The organism is Pseudonocardia sp., assembly GCF_025965585.1.
Classification (GTDB): domain Bacteria; phylum Actinomycetota; class Actinomycetes; order Mycobacteriales; family Pseudonocardiaceae; genus Pseudonocardia.
The window spans coordinates 16202-35919 of record NZ_JAOPWR010000439.1 but is presented as its reverse complement, the minus strand read 5'-3'; the positions used below and the strand labels follow the sequence as shown (position 1 = coordinate 35919).

General features: G+C 72.8%; 15 protein-coding genes. 12 read left to right on the top strand and 3 right to left on the bottom strand.

Translation table 11 applies throughout. The features are described 5' to 3' along the window. The first annotated feature begins 340 nt into the window (after positions 1-340). The 9 genes from JWR81_RS27080 to JWR81_RS27040 all read left to right on the top strand — a co-directional run bounded on the left by JWR81_RS27080 (position 341) and on the right by JWR81_RS27040 (position 11660). The gene (locus tag JWR81_RS27080; protein WP_297659024.1) at positions 341-3250 is read left to right on the top strand and encodes an ATP-binding protein; all 2910 of its coding nucleotides are present in this window, start codon (positions 341-343) and stop codon (positions 3248-3250) included. Further along, positions 3247-5151: a hypothetical protein gene (locus JWR81_RS27075; RefSeq protein WP_297659020.1), complete on the top strand. Its 1905-nt coding sequence runs from the start codon at positions 3247-3249 to the stop codon at positions 5149-5151. The genes JWR81_RS27080 and JWR81_RS27075 overlap by 4 nt, the downstream gene beginning before the upstream one ends. Continuing rightward, positions 5151-5768, top strand: coding sequence for a hypothetical protein (locus JWR81_RS27070; protein WP_297659014.1), 618 nt, complete (start codon positions 5151-5153; stop codon positions 5766-5768). Before JWR81_RS27075 ends, JWR81_RS27070 begins: the two co-directional genes overlap by 1 nt. Before the next feature lie 6 nt (positions 5769-5774). Then, positions 5775-6785: a C40 family peptidase gene (locus JWR81_RS27065; protein WP_297659012.1), complete on the top strand. Its 1011-nt coding sequence runs from the start codon at positions 5775-5777 to the stop codon at positions 6783-6785. Positions 6786-6818: 33 nt separating this feature from the next. After that, complete coding sequence (locus JWR81_RS27060) at positions 6819-7247, top strand: hypothetical protein (RefSeq protein WP_297659010.1); 429 nt, start codon at positions 6819-6821, stop codon at positions 7245-7247. Positions 7248-7388: 141 nt separating this feature from the next. After that, positions 7389-9248 carry a molecular chaperone DnaK gene (gene dnaK, locus JWR81_RS27055; protein WP_297659008.1) on the top strand — a complete coding sequence of 620 codons (1860 nt, stop codon included), beginning with the start codon at positions 7389-7391 and terminating at the stop codon, positions 9246-9248. Beyond that, complete coding sequence (gene grpE, locus JWR81_RS27050) at positions 9245-9928, top strand: nucleotide exchange factor GrpE (protein WP_297659006.1); 684 nt, start codon at positions 9245-9247, stop codon at positions 9926-9928. Before dnaK ends, grpE begins: the two co-directional genes overlap by 4 nt. Before the next feature lie 15 nt (positions 9929-9943). Then, the gene (dnaJ, locus tag JWR81_RS27045; RefSeq protein WP_297659004.1) at positions 9944-11143 is read left to right on the top strand and encodes a molecular chaperone DnaJ; all 1200 of its coding nucleotides are present in this window, start codon (positions 9944-9946) and stop codon (positions 11141-11143) included. Between the two features lie 70 nt (positions 11144-11213). After that, complete coding sequence (locus JWR81_RS27040) at positions 11214-11660, top strand: helix-turn-helix transcriptional regulator (protein ID WP_297659002.1); 447 nt, start codon at positions 11214-11216, stop codon at positions 11658-11660. A 20-nt stretch (positions 11661-11680) separates the two neighbouring features. Here JWR81_RS27040 and JWR81_RS27035 read toward each other — a convergent pair whose 3' ends face one another. Then, positions 11681-12853 carry a globin domain-containing protein gene (locus JWR81_RS27035; protein ID WP_297659000.1) on the bottom strand — a complete coding sequence of 391 codons (1173 nt, stop codon included), beginning with the start codon at positions 12851-12853 and terminating at the stop codon, positions 11681-11683. 132 nt (positions 12854-12985) lie between these two features. On the opposite strand from JWR81_RS27035, the gene JWR81_RS27030 reads away from it, so the two are divergent. Beyond that, entirely contained in the window at positions 12986-13807 is an 822-nt protein-coding gene (locus JWR81_RS27030) for a pyridoxamine 5'-phosphate oxidase family protein (protein ID WP_297658998.1), read from the top strand. A gap of 7 nt (positions 13808-13814) precedes the next feature. Here the strand turns inward: JWR81_RS27030 and JWR81_RS27025 are convergent, their stop codons facing one another. Both JWR81_RS27025 and JWR81_RS27020 read right to left on the bottom strand, forming a co-directional pair. Further along, positions 13815-14849 carry a tetratricopeptide repeat protein gene (locus JWR81_RS27025; RefSeq protein WP_297658996.1) on the bottom strand — a complete coding sequence of 345 codons (1035 nt, stop codon included), beginning with the start codon at positions 14847-14849 and terminating at the stop codon, positions 13815-13817. Continuing rightward, a complete protein-coding gene (locus tag JWR81_RS27020; RefSeq protein ID WP_297658994.1) occupies positions 14846-16072 on the bottom strand; it encodes a 26S protease regulatory subunit in 1227 nt (408 codons plus the stop codon). Before JWR81_RS27020 ends, JWR81_RS27025 begins: the two co-directional genes overlap by 4 nt. Positions 16073-16197: 125 nt before the next feature. Here JWR81_RS27020 and clpB point away from each other — a divergent pair, with 125 nt between their 5' ends. Beyond that, positions 16198-18804 (top strand): ATP-dependent chaperone ClpB, encoded by a 2607-nt coding sequence (gene clpB / locus JWR81_RS27015; protein ID WP_297658992.1) that lies wholly within the window; start codon positions 16198-16200, stop codon positions 18802-18804. Between the two features lie 245 nt (positions 18805-19049). Further along, on the top strand, positions 19050-19712 hold the full coding sequence (locus JWR81_RS27010) for a hypothetical protein (protein WP_297658990.1): 663 nt from the start codon (positions 19050-19052) through the stop codon (positions 19710-19712). Positions 19713-19718: the final 6 nt, after the last annotated feature.

Sequence of the window (19718 nt, the reverse complement as noted above, 5' to 3'; positions counted from 1 at the left end):
TCCGCCCACATGTGCACCGGGTAGGGGCGCGTGGTGACCCGCAGGTGGACCCCGCGGCCCGCCGCCTCCACCGCGTGGCCCAGCGCGTCCGCCCGTGCCACCACCCGCTCTGCCAAGGCCGCCGCGCGCGGGGACCGGAAGGGGCGCTCGCGTGCCACGACGTGACGCCGCCCGCGACACCTCGTCCGGGGAGCCGCGCGGCCGCCGTCCTGGCTCGGCCGATGGGCCGCGACTCCGTCGCGGACGTGCACTCGCCGGCGAGTCCGGTCTGCCCAAGTACGTGCCCGACATCGCGCTGCGCTCCATCGAGGGCCACCTGACGCGCACCGGCACCCAGGTCATGGCCTGGTACCGGTTGGCCGCGCAGGCCTGGAGCTTCCGCAGCGACTCCCAGCGCGAGGTGCTGATCCGCCAGATCGCCGCGCAGCTCGGGGAGCTGCAGGGCCGCTGGGTCCACCTGCGGGTCACCACGCGCCCCTACCCGGTGCACATGTGGGCGGAGTCGTTCGACAACAACGCGCTCGGCCGCATGCCCGACGTCGCGGGCTCACTCGGCTGGGACGGTTTCCTCGAGGGCGAGCAGCGCCACCTGATGGGGCTGTCGATGTCGGACAAGGAGGTCTTCCTCGGCATCGAGGTCTCCGGGCGGAGCATGGTCGACCGCTGGGTGGAGGCCGCCGCGCCGGTGCTCGGCAAGTTCGCGCCCGCCGCCGTCCGCGCCGAGCTGGCTGCGCTCGCGTCCGAGGTCTCCCATCTCGACGAGCTCGTGGCGGGCAGCGGCCTCGACGCCGTTCCGGCCGCGGCCGACGACATCGCGTGGCTCATGCACCGGTCGTGTGCGCTGGGGCTGCCCGCGCCGCGCACGCTGTCGGTGGTGCCGGGCTCGGTCACCCGCTGGGAGACCGAGGACCTCGCCGCGTTCAGTGACGGCGTCGAGATGTACCAGGAGCCCTACGCCCCCACGGTCAAGGTCGTGGGCCGGATCCGCTCGCAGACGGTGTCGCGCAACGTCGCCGTGCTCTCGGTGGGGCTGATGGAGGGCCTGCGCATCCCCGAGGTCGACGACCCGTGGATGCAGCACTCCGACCGGCTGCCGTTCCCCGTCGAGTGGTCGGCCCGGATGTACATCCGCAGGCCCGAGGAGGTGGCGGGCGAGCTGCAGCGCCAGATGGGCAAGGTGCGCAGCCAGATCCGGCACTACACCCACGACCACGACCTCGATCCCCCGATGTCGCTCGCGCGCCAGGCCGACCGCGTGCTCGAGGTCGAGGACGAGCTCACGTCCGGGCTGACGCAGCTCAACACGCGCCTCTACGGCTGGTGGCGCATCGCCGTCTCCGGCAAGGACGAGGCCGAGGCCATCAGCCGCGCCCAGCAGCTGCTCGACGTCTACCGGCCCAAGGTCCAGATCGAGCACCCCGAGGCGCAGTACCGCTACGCGCGCGAGTTCATCCCCGGCGAGCCGCTGGCCACCACCGCCTACCGCCGTCGCGGCTCGGTCACATGGGCCGCTGCGGCCGTCCCCGCCGCCACGGCGAGCGTGGGCGACCGGCGCGGCATCATGATCGGCGAGACCTGCACCGCCACCCGGCGCCCGGTCGCGTGGGACCCGTGGCTGGCGCAGGAGGTCCGCCGGGCCTCGGGCCTCACGGCCGTCGTCGGCGGGCTGGGATCGGGCAAGTCGTTCCTCACCGGGCTGATCGTCTACAAGACCTTGCGATCCGGGGCGCGCTGGACGGTGCTCGACCCGTCCGGTCCGCTGGCCGAGCTCACCCGCCTGCCCGAGCTGGCCCCGTTCAGCCGCCACATCAACCTGCTGCGCGCCGATCCCGGCATCCTCAACCCGTACCGGGTCGTGGCCGAGCCGCGGCCCGAGCACTTCCTCGACGAGGAGGACCCCGAGCGGGCGTGGCGCCGGGAGCGCTCCCTCGCCGCCGCCACGCGCCGCCGGCTCGTCCTCGACGTGCTCACCGGCCTGCTGCCCTACGACATCTCCCGGCTGCCACACACGCGCATCGTGCTGCTGCGCGCGGTGCGCGAGGTGGGCGGCGCGGCGGACCGCCACCCCGGCCAGGTCATCGACGTCCTGCGCCGCCACGCGCGCGAGGGCGAGGAGCACGCCGGCGTCGTCGCCGACTTCCTGGAGGAGCGCCGCGAGCTTCCCCAGGCCGCGCTGTTGTTCCCCGACACCAGCCGCGACGACCCGTGGCAGGCCGACCGCGACTACCGCCTCACCGTCCTGACCATGCAGGGCATGACCCTGCCGCGGCCGGGCAGCCCGCGTGAGGAGTGGACCGACGGCGAGTCACTCGCCGTCGAGCTGCTCAACCTCGCCTCGTGGTTGACCCAGCGCACGATCTACGACGCCGACCGGAACCTCCGCAAGGGCGTGGCCCTGGACGAGACGCACTTCCTCTCGCAGGTGCCCACCGGCAAGGTGCTCATCGACCGGCTGGCCCGCGACTCCCGCAAGTTCAACGTCCGCGCGCTCTTCGCCTCGCAGCTCGCGGGCGACCTGCTGCGCGTGTCGGGGTTCGCGTCGCTGGTCAACGCCGTGTTCGTCGGCCGCACCGACGACGACGAGGCCCAGTCCGACGCGCTCCGCCTGCTCAAGGTGCCCACCGGCGTCGGTTACGAGCAGATGCTCGGCACGCTCTCGCCGCGACCGCGCCACGACGACCGTCCCGACGACACGCCGCGCCAGTTCGTCTTCGCCGACGGCCACGGTGGCGTCGAGAAGATCCGGATCGACCTCGAGGGCCCGCATCTGGAGCACGTCCGCGAGGCGCTCGACACCAACCCCGACGCCAGCCGCATCTCGGTGCGGGGAGTACCGGCCGCGCCCGCTTCGGCCGCCGTCCGCGCCCCCGACGAGCCCGCGCCCCGCGGTGCCGTGCCGATGACGAAGGCCGCGCCGGTGCGCGTACCTCCCCGCGGCCCGTCCGCCGACCGCTCGGTGGAGCTCGCCGACGACCTCGACGAGCACTTCGACGACCTGGACGACCCGGACGGCCTGCTGCGCGGCGGCGCACCGTCGGGTGCCCCGCCGCGGTCGTCCGCCGAGCTGCTCGACGACGAGGAGCTCGACCTCCTCGGTGACATCGACGGCGACATCGACGGCGACATCCCCGGCGACATCGACGGCGGGGCCGACCACCACCACGGCAACGGCAGCTCGAACGGGAAGGGGAACGGGACCGTCCGGCAGGCCGACGACCACGCCCGTGCCACCGGAGGGTCCGGTCGGTGACGGGCGGGGGACTGCCTGCGGAGGCCGGATGGCTACCCGCAGCCCTCGTGCTGGTGGCCGCCGTGCTCGTCGCACGGCACCGCCGCCGCCGTGAACGCGGTCTCGAGCGGCCCCGCAAGCGGATCGCGCTGCTGATCGTCACCGCGCTCGTCGGTGGCTCGGTGATGCTCGGCCAGCCGGCCATGGCACAGCCGTTCGACTGCAAGGAGTCGCCCGAGCCCGACCGCCCCGGTACCGGCCTGGTGGGCTCGCTCGACCCCCCGACGTACGGCGTCGGCGAGCCCGGCAGCGTCTACGACGAGGTCGGTTACGCGGGGATGGTCTGGTACACCTACGACCTCGGCTGCGCGGGCACCGCGTTCAACCCGGCCAGCACCACCGACACGTGGCTGGGCAACCAGACGTTCAACGTGGCGAAGTTCGCGGTGGCCGGCGTCAACTGGGCGCATTACCTCATCGCCGACGGTGGCGACCTGCTCTCGCCGCTGGACACGGTGATCTCCGAGGGCACGAAGGCGATGTACACGGCCGTCTTCACCACCTGGATCGGCCCCGCTCTACTACTGCTCGCGGTGTTCCTGCTGGTCCTGGCGATCCGCGGCGACCTGGCGAGACAGACGCAGCGGGCTGCGTTCGCCGTGGTGGCGCTCGTCATCGGGTCGGCGGCCTACCTCGCTCCGGTGAACTGGTCCAAGGCGGCCGACCCGCTGCTGCTCGACGGCGTCACGCAGATGCAGGACGGCTTCCTCGGACAGGTCGGCCTGGGCAACCGCGACACGCTGCCCACCGTGCTCGTCGACCAGGTGATCTACCAGAACTGGGAGCGCGGCGAGTTCGGGGCGCCGGACGTGCCGCAGGCGCAGCAGTTCGGGCGCGACCTGCTGCGTGCGCAGACCTTCACCAAGGCCGAGGTGGCCGAGGGCAAGGACACCCCGGCGCTCGCCGAGCAGAAGAAGGCCGACTTCGCCGCGATCGCGGGCAAACTGGGCGACCGCTACCCGTACTTCCAGGGCAAGTCCGGCAGCCGGATCGGCGCCGGGGTGCTGGCCCTGATCGAGGCCATGTGCATCGCGTTGTTCCAGTTGCTGTCCAAGGTGCTGGTGCTGGTCGCGATGCTGATACTGCGGCTGCTGGTGATGACCGCGCCCGCCGCGGCGGTGGTGGCGGTGCTCAAGCCCGAGATCCTCCCGGCCCTGCTGCGGGTGGCGGGGTCCGCGATCGTGAACACGCTGGTGGTCGGGGCGCTCGCGGGCCTGCACGCGCTGCTCGTCGTCTCGCTGTTCCGTCCCGACTCGGGCATCGACCTGTGGCTCGCCCTCCTCGTCACCGGCGTGGTGACGGTGGTGCTGTGGGCGGTCGCGCGGCCGTTCCGACGGCTCGTGTCGATGGTGTCGCTCACCCGCGACCAGTTCGGCGGCATCATCCCGGGCCCCGGCGCCGGCCCGATGTCGCGCGTGTGGCAGCGCTTTCGCGGCGCGGAGACCGACGACCGCCAGACCCGCTGGTGGGACGAGCGGCGCGGCGCGTCGGCCGGTGCCGACTACTCCGGCGGGGCCCGGCCGGAGTCCGAGCCCGGCGCCCGCGTCACCGCCACGGCCACCCGCGTGCCGCGGCAGCGGGCCGAGGTCGAGGTGTCCACTGTCCCGGCCGCGGTGTCCGGCGCCCGCAGGCAGGCGCTGCCGGCGGGGTCCGGTGGCGTCGGCGGCGGGGCTGGGCGGCCGAGCTGGGCCGATCCCGGCGAGGTCGACGACCGCGCCATCTACCGCCGTTCCGACACCGTGCCGATGCGCCCGGGCGCGGCCCGCCCGGTGCAGGCGGAGATGGTCGACGGCGTGCCCGTCTACCGGATCTACCGGCCGCGCCCGTCGCAGCCCGCGTACCCGCGCGGCGGGGGCGGCTGATGCCGATCCGGACCTCGCGCGGTCGCTCGGCGGCCTACCGCGGGGTGTGGCAGTGGCCCCTGCGGTCGCCGGCGCGGCTCGCCGTCACGGTGCTGGTGATCGTGGCGGTCGCCGCGCTCGTCGGCGTGCTGGCCGGGGCGAACGGCAGGTCCGACAGCGGCGGGATCGTCGGCTTCGCCTCCCCGACGTCGGCCCCGCAGGTGGCCTCGCCGCCCGCGGGCAACTCGTTCGAGCCCTTGGCGGCGCCGACTGCGAGCGCCTTGCCGCCGGTGCCCGCCCTCGCACCCACCACGCTGCCGCTGTCGCAGGCGCCGCCGGCGGCGTTGCAGGTGGCCGCGCGGTGGGCCGCGGCGTGGGTCCGGCCGCCCGGCGGCACCACCGCCCAGCAGTGGCTCGACGGGCTGCGGCCGACCACCACCGACGAGTTCCTCGGCGTGCTCACCACCGTCGACCCGTCGAGCGTCCCGGCCACCCGTGTCACCGGCGCGCCGAAGGCCGTGCAGGTGGCGGCCCGCTCGGTGCAGGTCGACGTGCCCACCGACGCCCTGACGCTGCTCGTGACCGTGGTCGACACCGACACCGGGGGCTGGCGGGTCTCCGACTACGACCGCGCCTGAACCGCCGTGTTCCTCCTCCGTCCGCTGCGCCTGCTCCTGCCGTTCGCGGTCATCGCCGCCGCGCTGATGCTGTTCATCGCCGTGGCGTTCGTGGCGTTCAGCGCGAGCGGTGGCACCAGCGGCGGCACCGGCACGCTCGGCGACTGCGACGCGGGTGCGATCTCGTCCGGTGGCGCCGGCGGCAGCGCGGGCATGCAGATCGGGGACCTGACCCCCGAGCAGCGCACCAACGCCGCCACGATCATCGGCGTCGCCAAGCAGATGGGGGCGCCGCCGCGGGCCTGGCTGGTGGCGCTCGCGACGGCCATGCAGGAGTCGACCCTGCGCAACCTCGACTACGGCGACCGCGACTCCCTGGGGCTCTTCCAGCAGCGGCCGTCGCAGGGCTGGGGCACGCCCGGGCAGGTCACCGACCCCGTGTACAGCACCACGATCTTCCTGCACCGGCTGATGGCCGTCCCGGGCTGGGAGACGCTCCCTGTGACGGTCGCGGCGCAGACCGTGCAGCGCTCGGCGTTCCCCGACGCGTACGCGAAGTGGGAGGGGCTGGCCTCGCAGCTGGTGTCGCAGCTCGCCGGCGTCGTGAACCCGATCGCCTCCTGCGGCACCGCCGTGCTGGCCACGGGGGTGGCCGCCGCAGCCATCTCGTTCGCGCTCCATGAGGTGGGCAAGCCCTATGTGTGGGGTGCCACCGGCCCGAACGCCTACGACTGCTCGGGCCTCATGCTGCAGGCGTTCGCGGCCGCCGGCGTGACGCTGCCGCGGGTGTCGTGGCAGCAGTACGACGCGGGCGGGCACGTGCCGGTGCGCCAGGCGCAGGCCGGTGACCTGCTGTTCTACGCCACCGACCCGTCGGATCCCAGCACGATCCACCACGTGATGCTCTACATGGGCAACAACGAGATGGTCGAGGCGCCGTTCAGCGGCCAGCCCGTCCGCGTGCGTCCCGTGCCGTGGAACTATGAGGAGCTCGTGCCGCTGGCCACCCGGCCCGGCACCGCGCCCAACCCCGCCTGACCGCACGCACCCGCTCGACATGCAGGAGACGCAATGCCGTCCGAACCGTCCGTGCCCGCGTCGACGACGCCGGTGCAGGACTACGCCGACCGGCCCGCCCCGGGGGCCACGGCGGACCACCTGGTGATCCCCCGGTCGCTCGCGCAGTCGATGCCGCTGCGCTGGCAGCAGGTCTTCGTCGGGCTGCTCGCGGACCTGCACGACGCCTACGGGCACCTGCCCTGGCCGGACTACGCCGTCGTGCCCAGCCGCTGGGAGTACCTCGTGGACCTCGACGAGGAGCAGCTCGCGGCGTCGGGCTTCCACGCCGACCTCGGCCCGGACGGCGAGCTGCAGTTCCGTGACGCGGCCGAGCGGCTGGTGGCCGAGCCCGAGCGGCACCGGGTCCTCGCCCCGGTCGAGGACCCGCTGCCGCCGGCGTCAGCGGGCCGGGTCGAGCCCCGCCCCGCGAAGCCCCTCTGAACAGGCGGGAACACGGCGGCGGGGTGCCACGTTGGTCCGGATAGCAAGTTGAGCGGGAACGACTCAAGGCCTGCGCGCAGGCGTTGATCGGCCCGTGGCAGACTTGAGCCAACTGAACTCAAGCTATTCGGAGGCATAACCATGGCTCGTGCGGTCGGTATCGACCTCGGAACCACCAACTCGGTCGTCGCCGTCCTCGAGGGCGGCGAGCCGACGGTCATCGCCAACTCGGAGGGTGCCCGCACCACTCCGTCCGTTGTCGCCTTCGCCCGCAACGGTGAGGTGCTCGTCGGCCAGTCGGCGAAGAACCAGGCAGTCACGAACGTCGACCGCACCATCCGGTCCGTCAAGCGCCACATCGGCACCGGCTGGACCACCGACGACGTCGACGGCAAGAAGTACTCCGCCCAGGAGATCAGCGCGCGCGTGCTGCAGAAGCTCAAGCGCGACGCCGAGTCCTACCTGGGTGAGGAGATCTCCGACGCGGTGATCACCGTCCCCGCGTACTTCGAGGACGCCCAGCGCCAGGCCACCAAGGAGGCCGGCCAGATCGCGGGCCTCAACGTGCTGCGCATCGTCAACGAGCCCACCGCGGCCGCGCTGGCGTACGGCCTCGACAAGGGCGACAAGGACCAGACCATCCTCGTGTTCGACCTCGGTGGCGGCACGTTCGACGTGTCGCTCCTGGAGATCGGCGAGGGCGTCGTCGAGGTCAAGGCCACCAATGGTGACAACCACCTCGGTGGCGACGACTGGGACGAGCGCGTCATCACGTGGCTGGTCGACAAGTTCAAGTCCGCCCAGGGCATCGACCTGACGCGCGACAAGATGGCCATGCAGCGCCTCCGTGAGGCCGCCGAGAAGGCCAAGATCGAGCTGTCGAGCCAGAACACGGCCACGATCAACCTGCCCTACATCACGGTCGACCAGGACAAGAACCCGCTGTTCCTCGACGAGACGCTGTCCCGTGCCGAGTTCCAGCGCATCACGTCCGACCTGCTCGACCGCACGCGCAACCCGTTCAACCAGGTCGTGAAGGACGCCGGCATCTCCGTCGGCCAGATCGACCACGTCGTCCTCGTCGGCGGCTCCACCCGCATGCCCGCCGTCACCGAGCTCGTCAAGGAGCTCACCGGCGGCAAGGAGCCCAACAAGGGCGTCAACCCGGACGAGGTCGTCGCCGTCGGCGCCGCCCTGCAGGCCGGTGTGTTGCGCGGTGAGGTCAAGGACGTCCTGCTGCTCGACGTCACCCCGCTGTCCCTGGGCATCGAGACCAAGGGCGGCGTGATGACCAAGCTCATCGAGCGCAACACCACGATCCCCACCAAGCGGTCGGAGATCTTCACCACGGCCGACGACAACCAGCCGTCCGTGCAGATCCAGGTGTTCCAGGGCGAGCGTGAGATCGCGGCCTACAACAAGAAGCTCGGCATGTTCGAGCTGACCGGCCTCCCGCCCGCGCCCCGTGGTGTGCCGCAGATCGAGGTGTCGTTCGACATCGACGCCAACGGCATCGTCAACGTGTCCGCCAAGGACATGGGCACCGGCAAGAGCCAGGCCATGACCATCACCGGCGGCTCCGGTCTCAGCAAGGACGAGATCGACCGCATGATGAAGGAGGCCGAGGCCCATGCGGAGGAGGACAAGAAGCGCCGCGAGGACGCCGAGGTCCGCAACCAGGCCGAGTCGCTCGTCTACCAGACGGAGAAGTTCGTCAAGGACAACGACGACAAGCTCCCGGCCGACGTCAAGGACGGCGTGAACTCCGCGCTCACCGAGGCGCAGGAGGCTCTCAAGGGCACCGACTCCGAGGCGATCAAGGCGTCGATGGAGAAGCTGGCCGCCGAGTCCCAGAAGATGGGCTCGGCTCTCTACCAGCAGCCGGGCGCCGACGGTGCTCCCACCGGTGACGCCGGTGCGGCCGGCGGCACCCAGGCCGACGCCGGTGCCGACGACGTCGTCGACGCCGAGATCGTCGACGAGGAGAAGGACAAGAAGTGACGGATCACGACCGCAACGAGCACGCCGAGAACGGCGACGGCGAGCGGGTCGTGGTCCGGGACCGGCGCCGGATCGACCCGGTGACTGGTGAGGTGCGTCCCCCGTCCGGAGAGTCTCCGGACGGGGGCGCCGCCCCCGCGGAGGAGGTTCCTGTGTCGGAGAACGCCGTCGACCCTCGAGTCGACGAGCTCACCGCCGAGGTGGCCGAACGCACCGCCGACCTGCAGCGCGTCACCGCGGAGTACGCCAACTACCGGCGCCGCATCGACCGCGACCGCGAGTCGGTGCTCGTCGGTGCCCGGGTGCAGTTCGTGTCCGAGCTGCTCACCGTGCTCGACGACCTCGAGCGCGCGGAGACCCACGGCGACCTCACCGGCCCGTTCAAGGCCGTCGGCGACAAGATCACGGCCGTCGTGCAGAAGCTGGGCCTGGAGTCGTTCGGGACCGAGGGCGAGCCCTTCGACCCGTCCGTGCACGAGGCCGTGCAGCACGACACCAGCGACGCCGCCGGGCCCACTGTCGCGGTGCTCTCGGCCGTGCTGCGGCGGGGCTATCGGATCGCCGACCGCGTGCTGCGGCCGGCCATGGTCACGGTCGTCGACCGCGGCGAGGGTCCCGGCCCGGACGACGGCACGGCCCCCGAGCCGGCGGCCGAACCCACGGACGAGAAGCCGGTCTGACAGGAAGGGGGCGGGATGACCCAGCGCGACTGGATCGAGAAGGACTTCTACCGCGAGCTGGGCGTCGCCTCCGGCGCCACGGGTGAGGAGATCAAGAAGGCGTACCGGAAGCTCGCCCGCGAGCTGCACCCGGACGCGAACCCGGGCGACCCCAAGGCCGAGGCCCGCTTCAAGTCGGTGTCCGAGGCCTACGGCGTGCTGTCGGACGACAAGAAGCGCAAGGAGTACGACGAGACCCGGGCTCTCTTCGCCGGCGGCGCCGGTGGTTTCGGCGGCGGTGGGTTCCCGGCCGGCGGTGGCTTCGGCACCGGCGCGAGCGGGCAGGGGTTCGACCTGAACGACCTGTTCGCCCGCTCCGGGGCCGGTGGCGGGGGCGCGGGCGGGTTGAACGACCTGTTCGGCGGCCTTTTCGGTGGCGCCGGCCGTGGTGGCGCCGGCCCGTCGGCCCCGCGCAACCAGCGCGGTGCTGACGTCGAGACGGAGCTGCGCATCGACTTCGTCGACGCCGTGCGCGGCGCCGAGGTGCCGATCCGGCTCAGCTCGCCGGGCCGGTGCGAGCGTTGCGGCGGCACCGGGGCCAAGCCGGGCAGCCCGCCCCGGCAGTGCCCCACGTGCCAGGGGGTCGGGCTGGTCAGCAGCAGCCAGGGCGCGTTCGCGTTCTCCGAGCCGTGCCGCGACTGCCGCGGCACCGGCCGGATCATCGACGACCCGTGCCCGGAGTGCGGCGGCGACGGCGTCAGCACCCGGATCCGCTCGCTCACCGTCCGCATCCCCGCCGGGGTGGCGGACGGCAACAAGATCCGCCTCAAGGGCCAGGGCGAGCCGGGACGTGGCGGGGCGCCCGCGGGAGACCTGTACGTCAGGGTCCACGTCAACCCGCACAAGCTCTTCGGTCGCTCGGAGCGCAATGCCGACGACCTGACGCTGACGGTCCCGGTCACGTTCCCCGAGCTGGCGCTGGGCACCACGCTCACGGTGCCCACGCTGGATGCGAACGTGTCCCTGAAGATCCCGGCTGGCACGTCGAGCGGGCGTACCTTCCGGGTCCGCGGCCGCGGCGTGCCACGCAAGGCCAAGACCGGCGACCTGCTGGTCACCGTCGAGGCGGCGGTGCCGTCGAAGCTCGACGACGCGGCCACGGAGGCGTTGCAGGCCTACGCCGAGGCCACGAAGGGCGACGACCCCCGGGCCGAGCTGTTCGGGGGCGGGCGATGAGCGAGGTCGCGCGCGAATCATCGCCACAGCGCCCGCGCGAAGCGCCGCCCGAGCGCGGCGGGGGCGTGCGATGAGCTCGGGGCCCGGCGGACCGTCGCTGCCGCCGGGGGCCACGTCCGACAGCCCGATCTTCGTCATCTCGGTGGCGGCGGAGCTGGCCGGTCTGCACGCGCAGACGCTGCGCAGCTACGACCGGCTGGGGCTCGTGAGCCCCGGCCGGTCGGCAGGCGGCGGGCGCCGGTACTCGGCGCGCGACATCGCCCTGCTGCGCGAGGTCCAGCGGCTCTCCCAGGAGGAGGGCGTCAACCTCGCGGGCATCAAGCGGATCATCGAGCTCGAGCAGCTCGTCGACGAGCTGCGGTCGCGGCTCGAGGACGTGGCGCAGGAGCTGCTGGGCGCCCGCGCCGCCGCCGAGCAGGCGGCGGCGTCGGTGCACGCCTCCTACCGGCGCGACCTCGTGCCGGTGGACCGGCGCTCGGCGCTGGTGGTGTGGCGGCCGAAGCCCCGCGAGAAGTAGTCCACCCGGGCGAGCCCGTCTCAGTCCATCGTGAACGGGTCGTAGCGGATGCGGTCGAGCGGCGTGCCGGCCACCAGCATCCGGCTCACCGTGGCGCGGATCATCGACGGCGAGCCGCAGACCAGCACGTCGTGGTCGGCCCAGGCGCCGTAGCGGGTGACCACGTCGGCCAGCGTGCCGTGCTCGGCGCCGGAAGCCGACTCGTCCTTCTCCACGACGGGGATGATGTCGAGCCAGCTGTTGCTGTACGACAGCTTGCGCAGGGCTCCGAAGTCGTAGAGGTCCTCCCACGTGCGACCGCCGATGAACACCTGCGTGCGCGGCGGCTTCGGGCGCCGGGTCAGGTCTTCGAGCAGGGCCTTGATGGGGGCCATCCCGGTGCCGCCCGCCACCATCAGCACCTCGTTGTCGGACGCGGGGTCGACGTGCATGCGGCCCATCGGCGGCCCGATCCGCCAGGTGTCGCCCACCCGCGAGTGGGCCACCAGAGCCCGGCTGACCCAGCCGCTGTTGACGGCGCGGACGTGGAACTCCAGCAGGCCGTCGGGCCGCGGGGCGTTGGCCGGCGAGAGGTAGCGCCACAGCCGCGGACGCTGAGGGGTCTCGACGCTGACGTACTGCCCCGCGCGGTACGCGATGGGCTCGCTGGTCTGCACGGTGATGGTGGCGAGGTCCCAGCCGAGACGCTCGTGCCCCACTACGCGGCCGAGCCACGAGGCCGGTCCGCGCTCGGCCTGCGCGGCCGTGTGCATCGCGCCGGCGACCGTGCCGTAGGCCCGGGTCCAGGCACTCTCGACCTCGGGGGTCCAGGCGTCGCCCGAGTAGCTCGCGATCGCGCTGATCAGCGCGGTCCCGACGCCGTCGTAGTGCTGGGTGAGCACCCCGAACTTGCGATGGTCGCGGCCGAGCTGCTCCAGGAACGGCACGAGCTCGTCGGGCTGGTCGACCATCTGGACGACGTGCACGAGCGCCCGGAGCAGGCGGCTGCGCTGCACCTCCATGTTCACGGGGAAGAGGTCGCGCGTCTCCGGGGCGGTGCTGAACAGCGTGGCGTAGAAGTGCCGCCCGAGCTCCTCGGTCCGGGGCTCCACGAGCGCCCAGCTCGAGCGGATGATCTCGACCGTCCCGGACGCCTGGCCGCGGGACTCACCGACATCATGCAGATCGGCGGTGAGCAACTGTTCAGCGGTCATCGACGGCCGGCTCTCTCTCCTCGACGGGGGCGCAGGGCGGAACTCACCCCATCGGGGAAGGGGTGCCCTGGCCTGGCAGCTTAGCGCGCGAGCGGGCCCTGGGCCCTCACCCGGGCACGCGGATGGCATGGTATGGCAGTGGATCGTCGTCGTTCTCCCCACGTCCGGGCCCTGGCCGCCTTTCGGCGGACCGTCTCCGTCACGGCCGACCCGGACGCCGGGCAGGACCCCCGGAGCGACCCCGCCACGGGCATCGTGAGCTGCGACGAGGGGTGGCGTCCGGGTTCCGCGGGCGAGCACGCGCTGCAATGCGCCTTCGGTTCCGTCGACCGTGCGGACCGTTTCTACGCCGATCAGGTGCGTGACCGGTTACTCCCTGCGATGGCCGCGTTCGTGGGCCGGATGGAGATGGTGTTCGTCGCCACGTCCGACGCCCACGGCGAGTGCGACGCGTCGCTGCGCGCCGGGCCCGCCGGGTTCATCCGGGTGCTGGACGAGCGCACGCTGGCCTACCCGGAGTACCGCGGCAACGGCGTGCACGCGAGCCTGGGCAACATCTCCGAGAACGGCCACGTCGGCCTGCTGATGGTCGACTTCGTCGAGGACCTGATCGGGCTGCACGTCAACGGGGTCGCGCGGATCGTGCCGGCCGCCGGCTTCCGGGACGCGAATCCCGACGTCCCCGTCGACACCAGCGCAGGCAGGCGCGCCGAGCGCTGGGTCGTGATCGACGTGGAGGAGGCGTACGTCCACTGCCGCAAGCACATCCCGCGCATGGAGCGGGTGACACAGCGGCTCGCGTGGGGCACCGACGACCCCGGACGCAAGGGCGGCGACTACTTCGGCGCCCGCGGCACGCCGCCGACGGCGCCCCGCCCGGCCCGGCGGCGCTTCCCGAGCACCACGCACCTCGGTGCGGGCGCGTCGCGGACGCTGCGCCCGCGCACCCCGTGAGCCGCGGTCAGCGGCCTTCCCGGCGCTGCCGTGCCGACCGGAACACGCGGACGCCGAGCGTCAGCCAGCCGAGCATGCCCAGCACGAGCCACACCACCGCCGCGAGCACCCCGAGACCGGTCACGGCGATCACTGCGTAGACCACGATGCACGCCACCGTCGCGAGGTAGGTGAACCGCAGCGGACCGTCGGTCCGCAGCGCGGCCAGCACCACCGGACGGGTGCGCGCGGGGAGGCCACGGGTGGTCCACCAGGTCAGCGCGGCGCTCGCCAGCAGGATCGCGACGGCGGCGACGCGGGCCGCGGCGGTCGGCCGGTCCGGGGCCTCGGTGCCGGAGACGACGATCGCGACGAGTGTGGCGATCGCGAGCCACACCCGCAGCCGCCACGACAGCTGCCAGAGCACCACCGTCACGGTCTGCAGCACCTGCGTCATCGACGGGTCCATCGTCCCGGCGTCGACCAGACCCTTGAGGGCGCGGGACAGGCGGTGCGAGCGCGCGTCCAGGACGGCGAGGTCGTGCCGGGCGGCGGCGTGCTGCGGGTCGAGGCGCAGCGTCTCGGCGTAGGCCTCGCGGGCGGTCCGCCGGTCCCCGGCGTCGCTCGTGACGTCGGCGAGGAGGAAGTGGGCGTCGGCCGAGTTCGGCGCCAGCGTGACCACGTGGTGCGCCACCCGTACCGCGTCGTTCAGCCGGCCCGCGCGCTGCAGGACGCGGGCGTACCCGGTGGCGGCGAACGGCTCCTCCGGTGCGAGCGCCACCGACACGTACCCGGCCTCCACGGCCTCCTGGTGGCGGCCCAGTCGGGAGAGCAGCAGTGCGCGCAACCGGTGGGCGCGCTCGTCCTGGGGCGCGGCGGCCACCGCGGCGTCAGCAGCCGCCAGGCCCTCGGCGGTGCGGTCGGTGCCCAGCAGCACGGCCGCCAGCGCCGCAAGCAGCCGCGCGTCGCCCGGCTCCGCGGCCAGCGCCGCGCGGGCCTGGCGCTCGGCGTCGTCGAGCCGTCCGAGCTGGCGCAGGTGCTCCACCCGCTCCGCGGCGCTCACAACTTGCGGTGCTTGCGCAGGTAGGCGGCCAGGTCGTCGTAGCTGCCGTCGGCGTTGCCGAACGCGGTGACGTTGCGCGCGGTGGTGAACCACGGCCCGGTGCTGGGCCGGATCTCGCGCACCGCCGCCTCCAGGTCGCCCGTGGTCAGCGGGCGGAGCTGTCCGGCTTTCATCGACGCGGCCAGCGCCCGCTCGGCGGCGGTGTCGCATACGTGGGCGAGATCGGCGCCCGAGAAGTGCTCGGTGGCCTTGACGATGCGGTCGACGTCGAGCGTGGCCACCGGCCGGTCGCGCAGGTGGTAGCGCAGGATCGCGCCGCGCGCGGGGGCGTCGGGCGGCAGGACGAGCAGCATCCGGTCGAAGCGGCCGGGACGGCGCAGCGCGCTGTCGACGTCCCACGGGTGGTTGGTGGCGCCGAGGACGAACACGCCGTCGTTGTCACCGCTCAGGGAGTCCATCTCCGAGAGCAGCTGGTTGACGGTGTTGCGCATGCTGGAGGAGTGCGACAGGTGCGAGCGCTTCTGGCCCAGCGCGTCGATCTCGTCGAGGAACAGCACGCACGGGGCGTTGCGGCGAGCGGCGTCGAAGATCTGGGAGAGGTTGCGCTCGCTGGCACCGACGTACATGTCGAGGATGTCGGAGATGCCCACGTCGTAGAAGCGCGCGCCGAGCTCTCCGGCCACGGCGCGGGCGAGGAACGTCTTGCCGCAGCCGGGCGGCCCGTAGAGCAGCAGCCCGCCGGAGAGGTTCTTGCCGAATGCTCGCGCGAGCTGCGGGTTGCGCATCGGTCCGAGGAACGCCAGCTCGAGGCGCTGCTTGACGTCGTCCATGCCGCCGACGTCGGCGAGCTTCACCGTCGGCTTCTCGATGTCCTCGACCGTCGGTGCCGGGTCGGTGTCCGCGGCGTGGGCGAGCTGGGGCGCGGCGATGTCGGAGACCTGCTCCTCCGCGCTCGACCAGTCGAACGCCGCGGGCTCCCGGGCGTGCTCCGCGGCCGGATCGGGGGTGGCGGGTGCCGCCAGCGCCGCCGTCAGGCGTTGCAGCAGGGCTACCGCCTCTGGGTTCGCGGCATCATGGGAGAGCGCCTGCGTGCAGTGCAGCAGCGCCTCCGGTATCCGACCCCGGTCGGCGAGCAGGCCCGCGACGTGGAGGCGGAGCGGGACGTCGTCGGGTGCGGCGTCGACGGCCGCGAGGAGGCTGGTGAGCAGCGCGTCGTCAGGCATCGGTTCCGAGTATCCCGCTCGGCGCAGATCCGGGCAGCTTGAGCGGAACAGACTCAACTTTCCTCACGTTGGGCAGGGCAGAGGGCAACATGGAGCCCCGGAACAACGCAGGAGGACGTGCAGGGATGGACTCGTTCAACCCCACCACGAAGACGCAGCAGGCCATCTCGTCCGCGGTGCAGGCCGCGGCACTCGCCGGCAACCCCGATGTCGGTCCCACCCACCTGCTCGGCGCGCTGCTCGCACAGGGCGACGGGATCGCCGCGCCTCTGCTCGCCGCCGTCGGGGCCGACGCGGCCGCCGTGCGCAGCGAGCTGACGCAGCTCGGCAACCGGTTGCCCTCGGCCGCCGGTGCCACCGTCAGTGCTCCGCAGCTGTCGCGGGATTCCCTCGCCGCCATCACCGCGGCGCAGCAGCTCGCCACGGAGATGGGCGACGAGTACGTCTCCACCGAGCACCTGCTGGTCGGGCTGGCCGCGGCTCGCAGCCAGGTCGCCGACCTGCTGAAGCGCCACGGCGCCACGTCCGACGCGCTGCGCGAGGCGTTCGCCAAGGTGCGCGGCAGCTCGCGCGTCACCAGCCCCGATCCCGAGGACACCTACCAGGCGCTGGAGAAGTACGGCGTCGATCTCACCGAGCGGGCGCGCAAGGGCGAGCTCGACCCCGTGATCGGGCGCGACACCGAGATCCGCCGCGTTGTGCAGGTGCTCTCGCGGCGCACCAAGAACAACCCCGTGCTGATCGGCGAGCCCGGCGTCGGCAAGACCGCCATCGTCGAGGGCCTGGCCCAGCGCGTGGTGGCCGGTGACGTGCCGGAGTCGCTGCGCGGCAAGCGCGTGATCTCCCTCGACCTCGGGTCGATGGTGGCCGGCGCCAAGTACCGCGGCGAGTTCGAGGAGCGGCTCAAGGCCGTGCTCAAGGAGATCACCGACTCCGCGGGCGAGGTCATCACGTTCATCGACGAGCTGCACACCATCGTCGGCGCGGGTGCCACCGGCGAGGGCGCGATGGACGCCGGCAACATGATCAAGCCGATGCTGGCCCGCGGCGAGCTGCGCCTGGTCGGCGCCACAACGCTCGACGAGTACCGCCAGCGCATCGAGAAGGATCCGGCGCTGGAGCGCCGTTTCCAGCAGGTCTACGTGGGCGAGCCGTCGGTGGAGGACACCATCGGCATCCTGCGCGGTCTCAAGGAGCGCTACGAGGTGCACCACGGCGTCCGGATCACCGACGCCGCCCTGGTCGCCGCCGCCACGCTGTCCGACCGCTACATCACCGCGCGCTTCCTGCCCGACAAGGCCATCGACCTCGTCGACGAGGCCGGCTCGCGGCTGCGCATGGAGATCGACTCCCGGCCTGTCGAGATCGACACGGTCGAGCGCGCCGTCCGGCGGCTGGAGATCGAGGAGATGGCGCTGGCGAAGGAGTCCGACGCGCCGTCGGTCGAGCGGCTGGCCGCGCTGCGCGCCGAGCTGGCCGAGAAGAAGGAGCAGCTCTCCGCGCTCACCGCCCGCTGGCAGAACGAGCGCGGTGCGATCGAGGGCGTCCGCGAGCTGAAGGAGCAGCTGGAGTCGCTGCGCGGGGAGTACGAGCGGGCCGACCGCGACGGCGATCTGGGCCGCGCGTCGGAGCTGCTCTACGGGAAGATCCCGGCCATCGAGAAGCAGCTCGCCGCGGCGCCGTCCTCGTCGGGCGCGGACCTCATGCTCAAGGAGGAGGTCGGCCCCGACGACGTCGCCGACGTCGTCTCGGCGTGGACCGGCATCCCCGCGGGCCGCATGCTCGAGGGCGAGACGGCCAAGCTGCTGCGCATGGAGGACGAGCTCGGCAAGCGCGTTGTCGGCCAGGCCGAGGCCGTGCGCGCCGTGTCCGACGCCGTGCGCCGTGCCCGCGCCGGCATCGCCGACGAGAACCGGCCCACCGGCTCGTTCCTGTTCCTCGGCCCCACCGGCGTCGGCAAGACCGAGCTGGCCAAGACGCTGGCGGAGTTCCTGTTCGACGACGAGCGCGCCATGGTGCGCATCGACATGAGCGAGTACTCCGAGAAGCACTCGGTGGCCCGGCTCGTCGGTGCTCCTCCCGGCTACGTCGGCTACGACCAGGGCGGCCAGCTCACCGAGGCCGTACGGCGCCGCCCGTACACGGTGGTGCTGTTCGACGAGGTCGAGAAGGCCCACCCGGACGTCTTCGACACGCTCCTGCAGGTGCTCGACGACGGCAGGCTCACCGACGGCCAGGGCCGCACGGTCGACTTCCGCAACACGATCCTCGTGCTGACGTCGAACCTCGGCTCGCAGTCGATCACCGACCCGTTGCTCGACGACCGCGGCCGCCGCGACGCGGTGATGGCGGTGGTGCAGAGGCACTTCAAGCCGGAGTTCCTCAACCGGCTCGACGACGTCGTGGTGTTCCATGCGCTGTCGACGGACGAGCTGACGCACATCGTCGACATCCAGCTCGACGTCCTGCGCACGCGGCTGGCCAAGCGCCGGCTCACGCTGCAGGTGTCCGACGCCGGGCGCGAGTGGCTGGCGATGAACGGGTTCGACCCGGTCTACGGCGCCCGCCCGCTGCGCCGGCTGGTGCAGAGCTCGATCGGCGACCAGCTGGCCAAGGAGCTGCTGAGTGGTGACGTCCGCGAGGGCGACACGGTCCGGGTCGACCTCGACCCGTCCGCGGGCGGGGGCACGGGCGGCCTGATCGTCGGCAAGGCCCTCCCGGTCACGCTCTGACGCCCACCCCGCGGGTCGACACGCAACGGCCCGCGAGCCGGCACAACGGCGCCCGAGTCGACACGGAACGGTGCGCGAGTCGGCACGGAACGGTGGGCTCTGCTCACCGGTCCGTGCCGACTCGGCCGCCGGATCGCGTCGACTCGCGCCCGGACGTGTCCACTCGCGGGGGGTTTTGCGTGTGATCGTTCGGGTGATCGTGGCGTTCCCGCTGTTCGGGGCCTGCCGGGTCTACGCTCCCGCCCGTGGGCCTCTCGTCGACGACCTGGTTCGTCATCGCGGTCATCGCGCTCCTGCTGGGTGCCGCGCTGCTGTTCTTCGATCGCTCGCGCGGTGGGGGCGGTGGCGCCAAGGACCGGCGGCGCTGGGCCGCCATGCGCGGCTGGGAGTACCTCGACACCGATCCCGTGCTCCCGAGCCGCTGGCGCTACGGCACCATCCACCAGGGCGGTCCCGGCGTCGCACGCAACCTGATCAGCGGCGACGTCCCCACCCCGGACGGCCCGCGGCAGGCCTACGTCTTCGACCACGAGCAGGCCGGCCGGCTGAACTCGGTGCTCGTCGCCGTGCAGGTGCAGAGCCAGCTGCCTGCGGCCGTCGAGCTGCGGCTGCCCTCGGCCCCGCTCCCCGACGACGCCGGCCTCGACCTGCTGGAGCCGGTCGGTGAGCGCTACGCCTTCGTCTCCGACGCCGAGGCCGTGCGCCCGCTGCTCACGTCGCGCCTGGCCGACGCCAGCGACGCGGTGGGCGACGACGTCGAGCTGCTGTGGGCGGAGGAGTCCTGGGTGCTCGCCACGGCCCCGCTCGACTCCTCGCCCGAGCGCCTGCAGGACCTCCTCGCCGACCTCGCCGAGGTGGCCACCGCCCTGGAGCAGGGGCAGAACGCCCGCCACCGCCTCGACAAGTGAACGAGG

What these genes read in the sequence shown, in the direction of transcription:
- JWR81_RS27080 (WP_297659024.1), top strand. Translation starts at nt 341, where the DNA reads ATGGCCTGGTACCGGTTGGCCGCGCAGGCCTGGAGCTTCCGCAGCGAC.
- JWR81_RS27070 (WP_297659014.1), top strand. Translation starts at nt 5,151, where the DNA reads ATGCCGATCCGGACCTCGCGCGGTCGCTCGGCGGCCTACCGCGGGGTG.
- JWR81_RS27060 (WP_297659010.1), top strand. Translation starts at nt 6,819, where the DNA reads ATGCCGTCCGAACCGTCCGTGCCCGCGTCGACGACGCCGGTGCAGGAC.
- dnaK (WP_297659008.1), top strand. Translation starts at nt 7,389, where the DNA reads ATGGCTCGTGCGGTCGGTATCGACCTCGGAACCACCAACTCGGTCGTC.
- dnaJ (WP_297659004.1), top strand. Translation starts at nt 9,944, where the DNA reads ATGACCCAGCGCGACTGGATCGAGAAGGACTTCTACCGCGAGCTGGGC.
- JWR81_RS27040 (WP_297659002.1), top strand. Translation starts at nt 11,214, where the DNA reads ATGAGCTCGGGGCCCGGCGGACCGTCGCTGCCGCCGGGGGCCACGTCC.
- JWR81_RS27035 (WP_297659000.1), bottom strand. Translation starts at nt 12,853, where the DNA reads ATGACCGCTGAACAGTTGCTCACCGCCGATCTGCATGATGTCGGTGAG.
- JWR81_RS27030 (WP_297658998.1), top strand. Translation starts at nt 12,986, where the DNA reads ATGGCAGTGGATCGTCGTCGTTCTCCCCACGTCCGGGCCCTGGCCGCC.
- JWR81_RS27020 (WP_297658994.1), bottom strand. Translation starts at nt 16,072, where the DNA reads ATGCCTGACGACGCGCTGCTCACCAGCCTCCTCGCGGCCGTCGACGCC.
- clpB (WP_297658992.1), top strand. Translation starts at nt 16,198, where the DNA reads ATGGACTCGTTCAACCCCACCACGAAGACGCAGCAGGCCATCTCGTCC.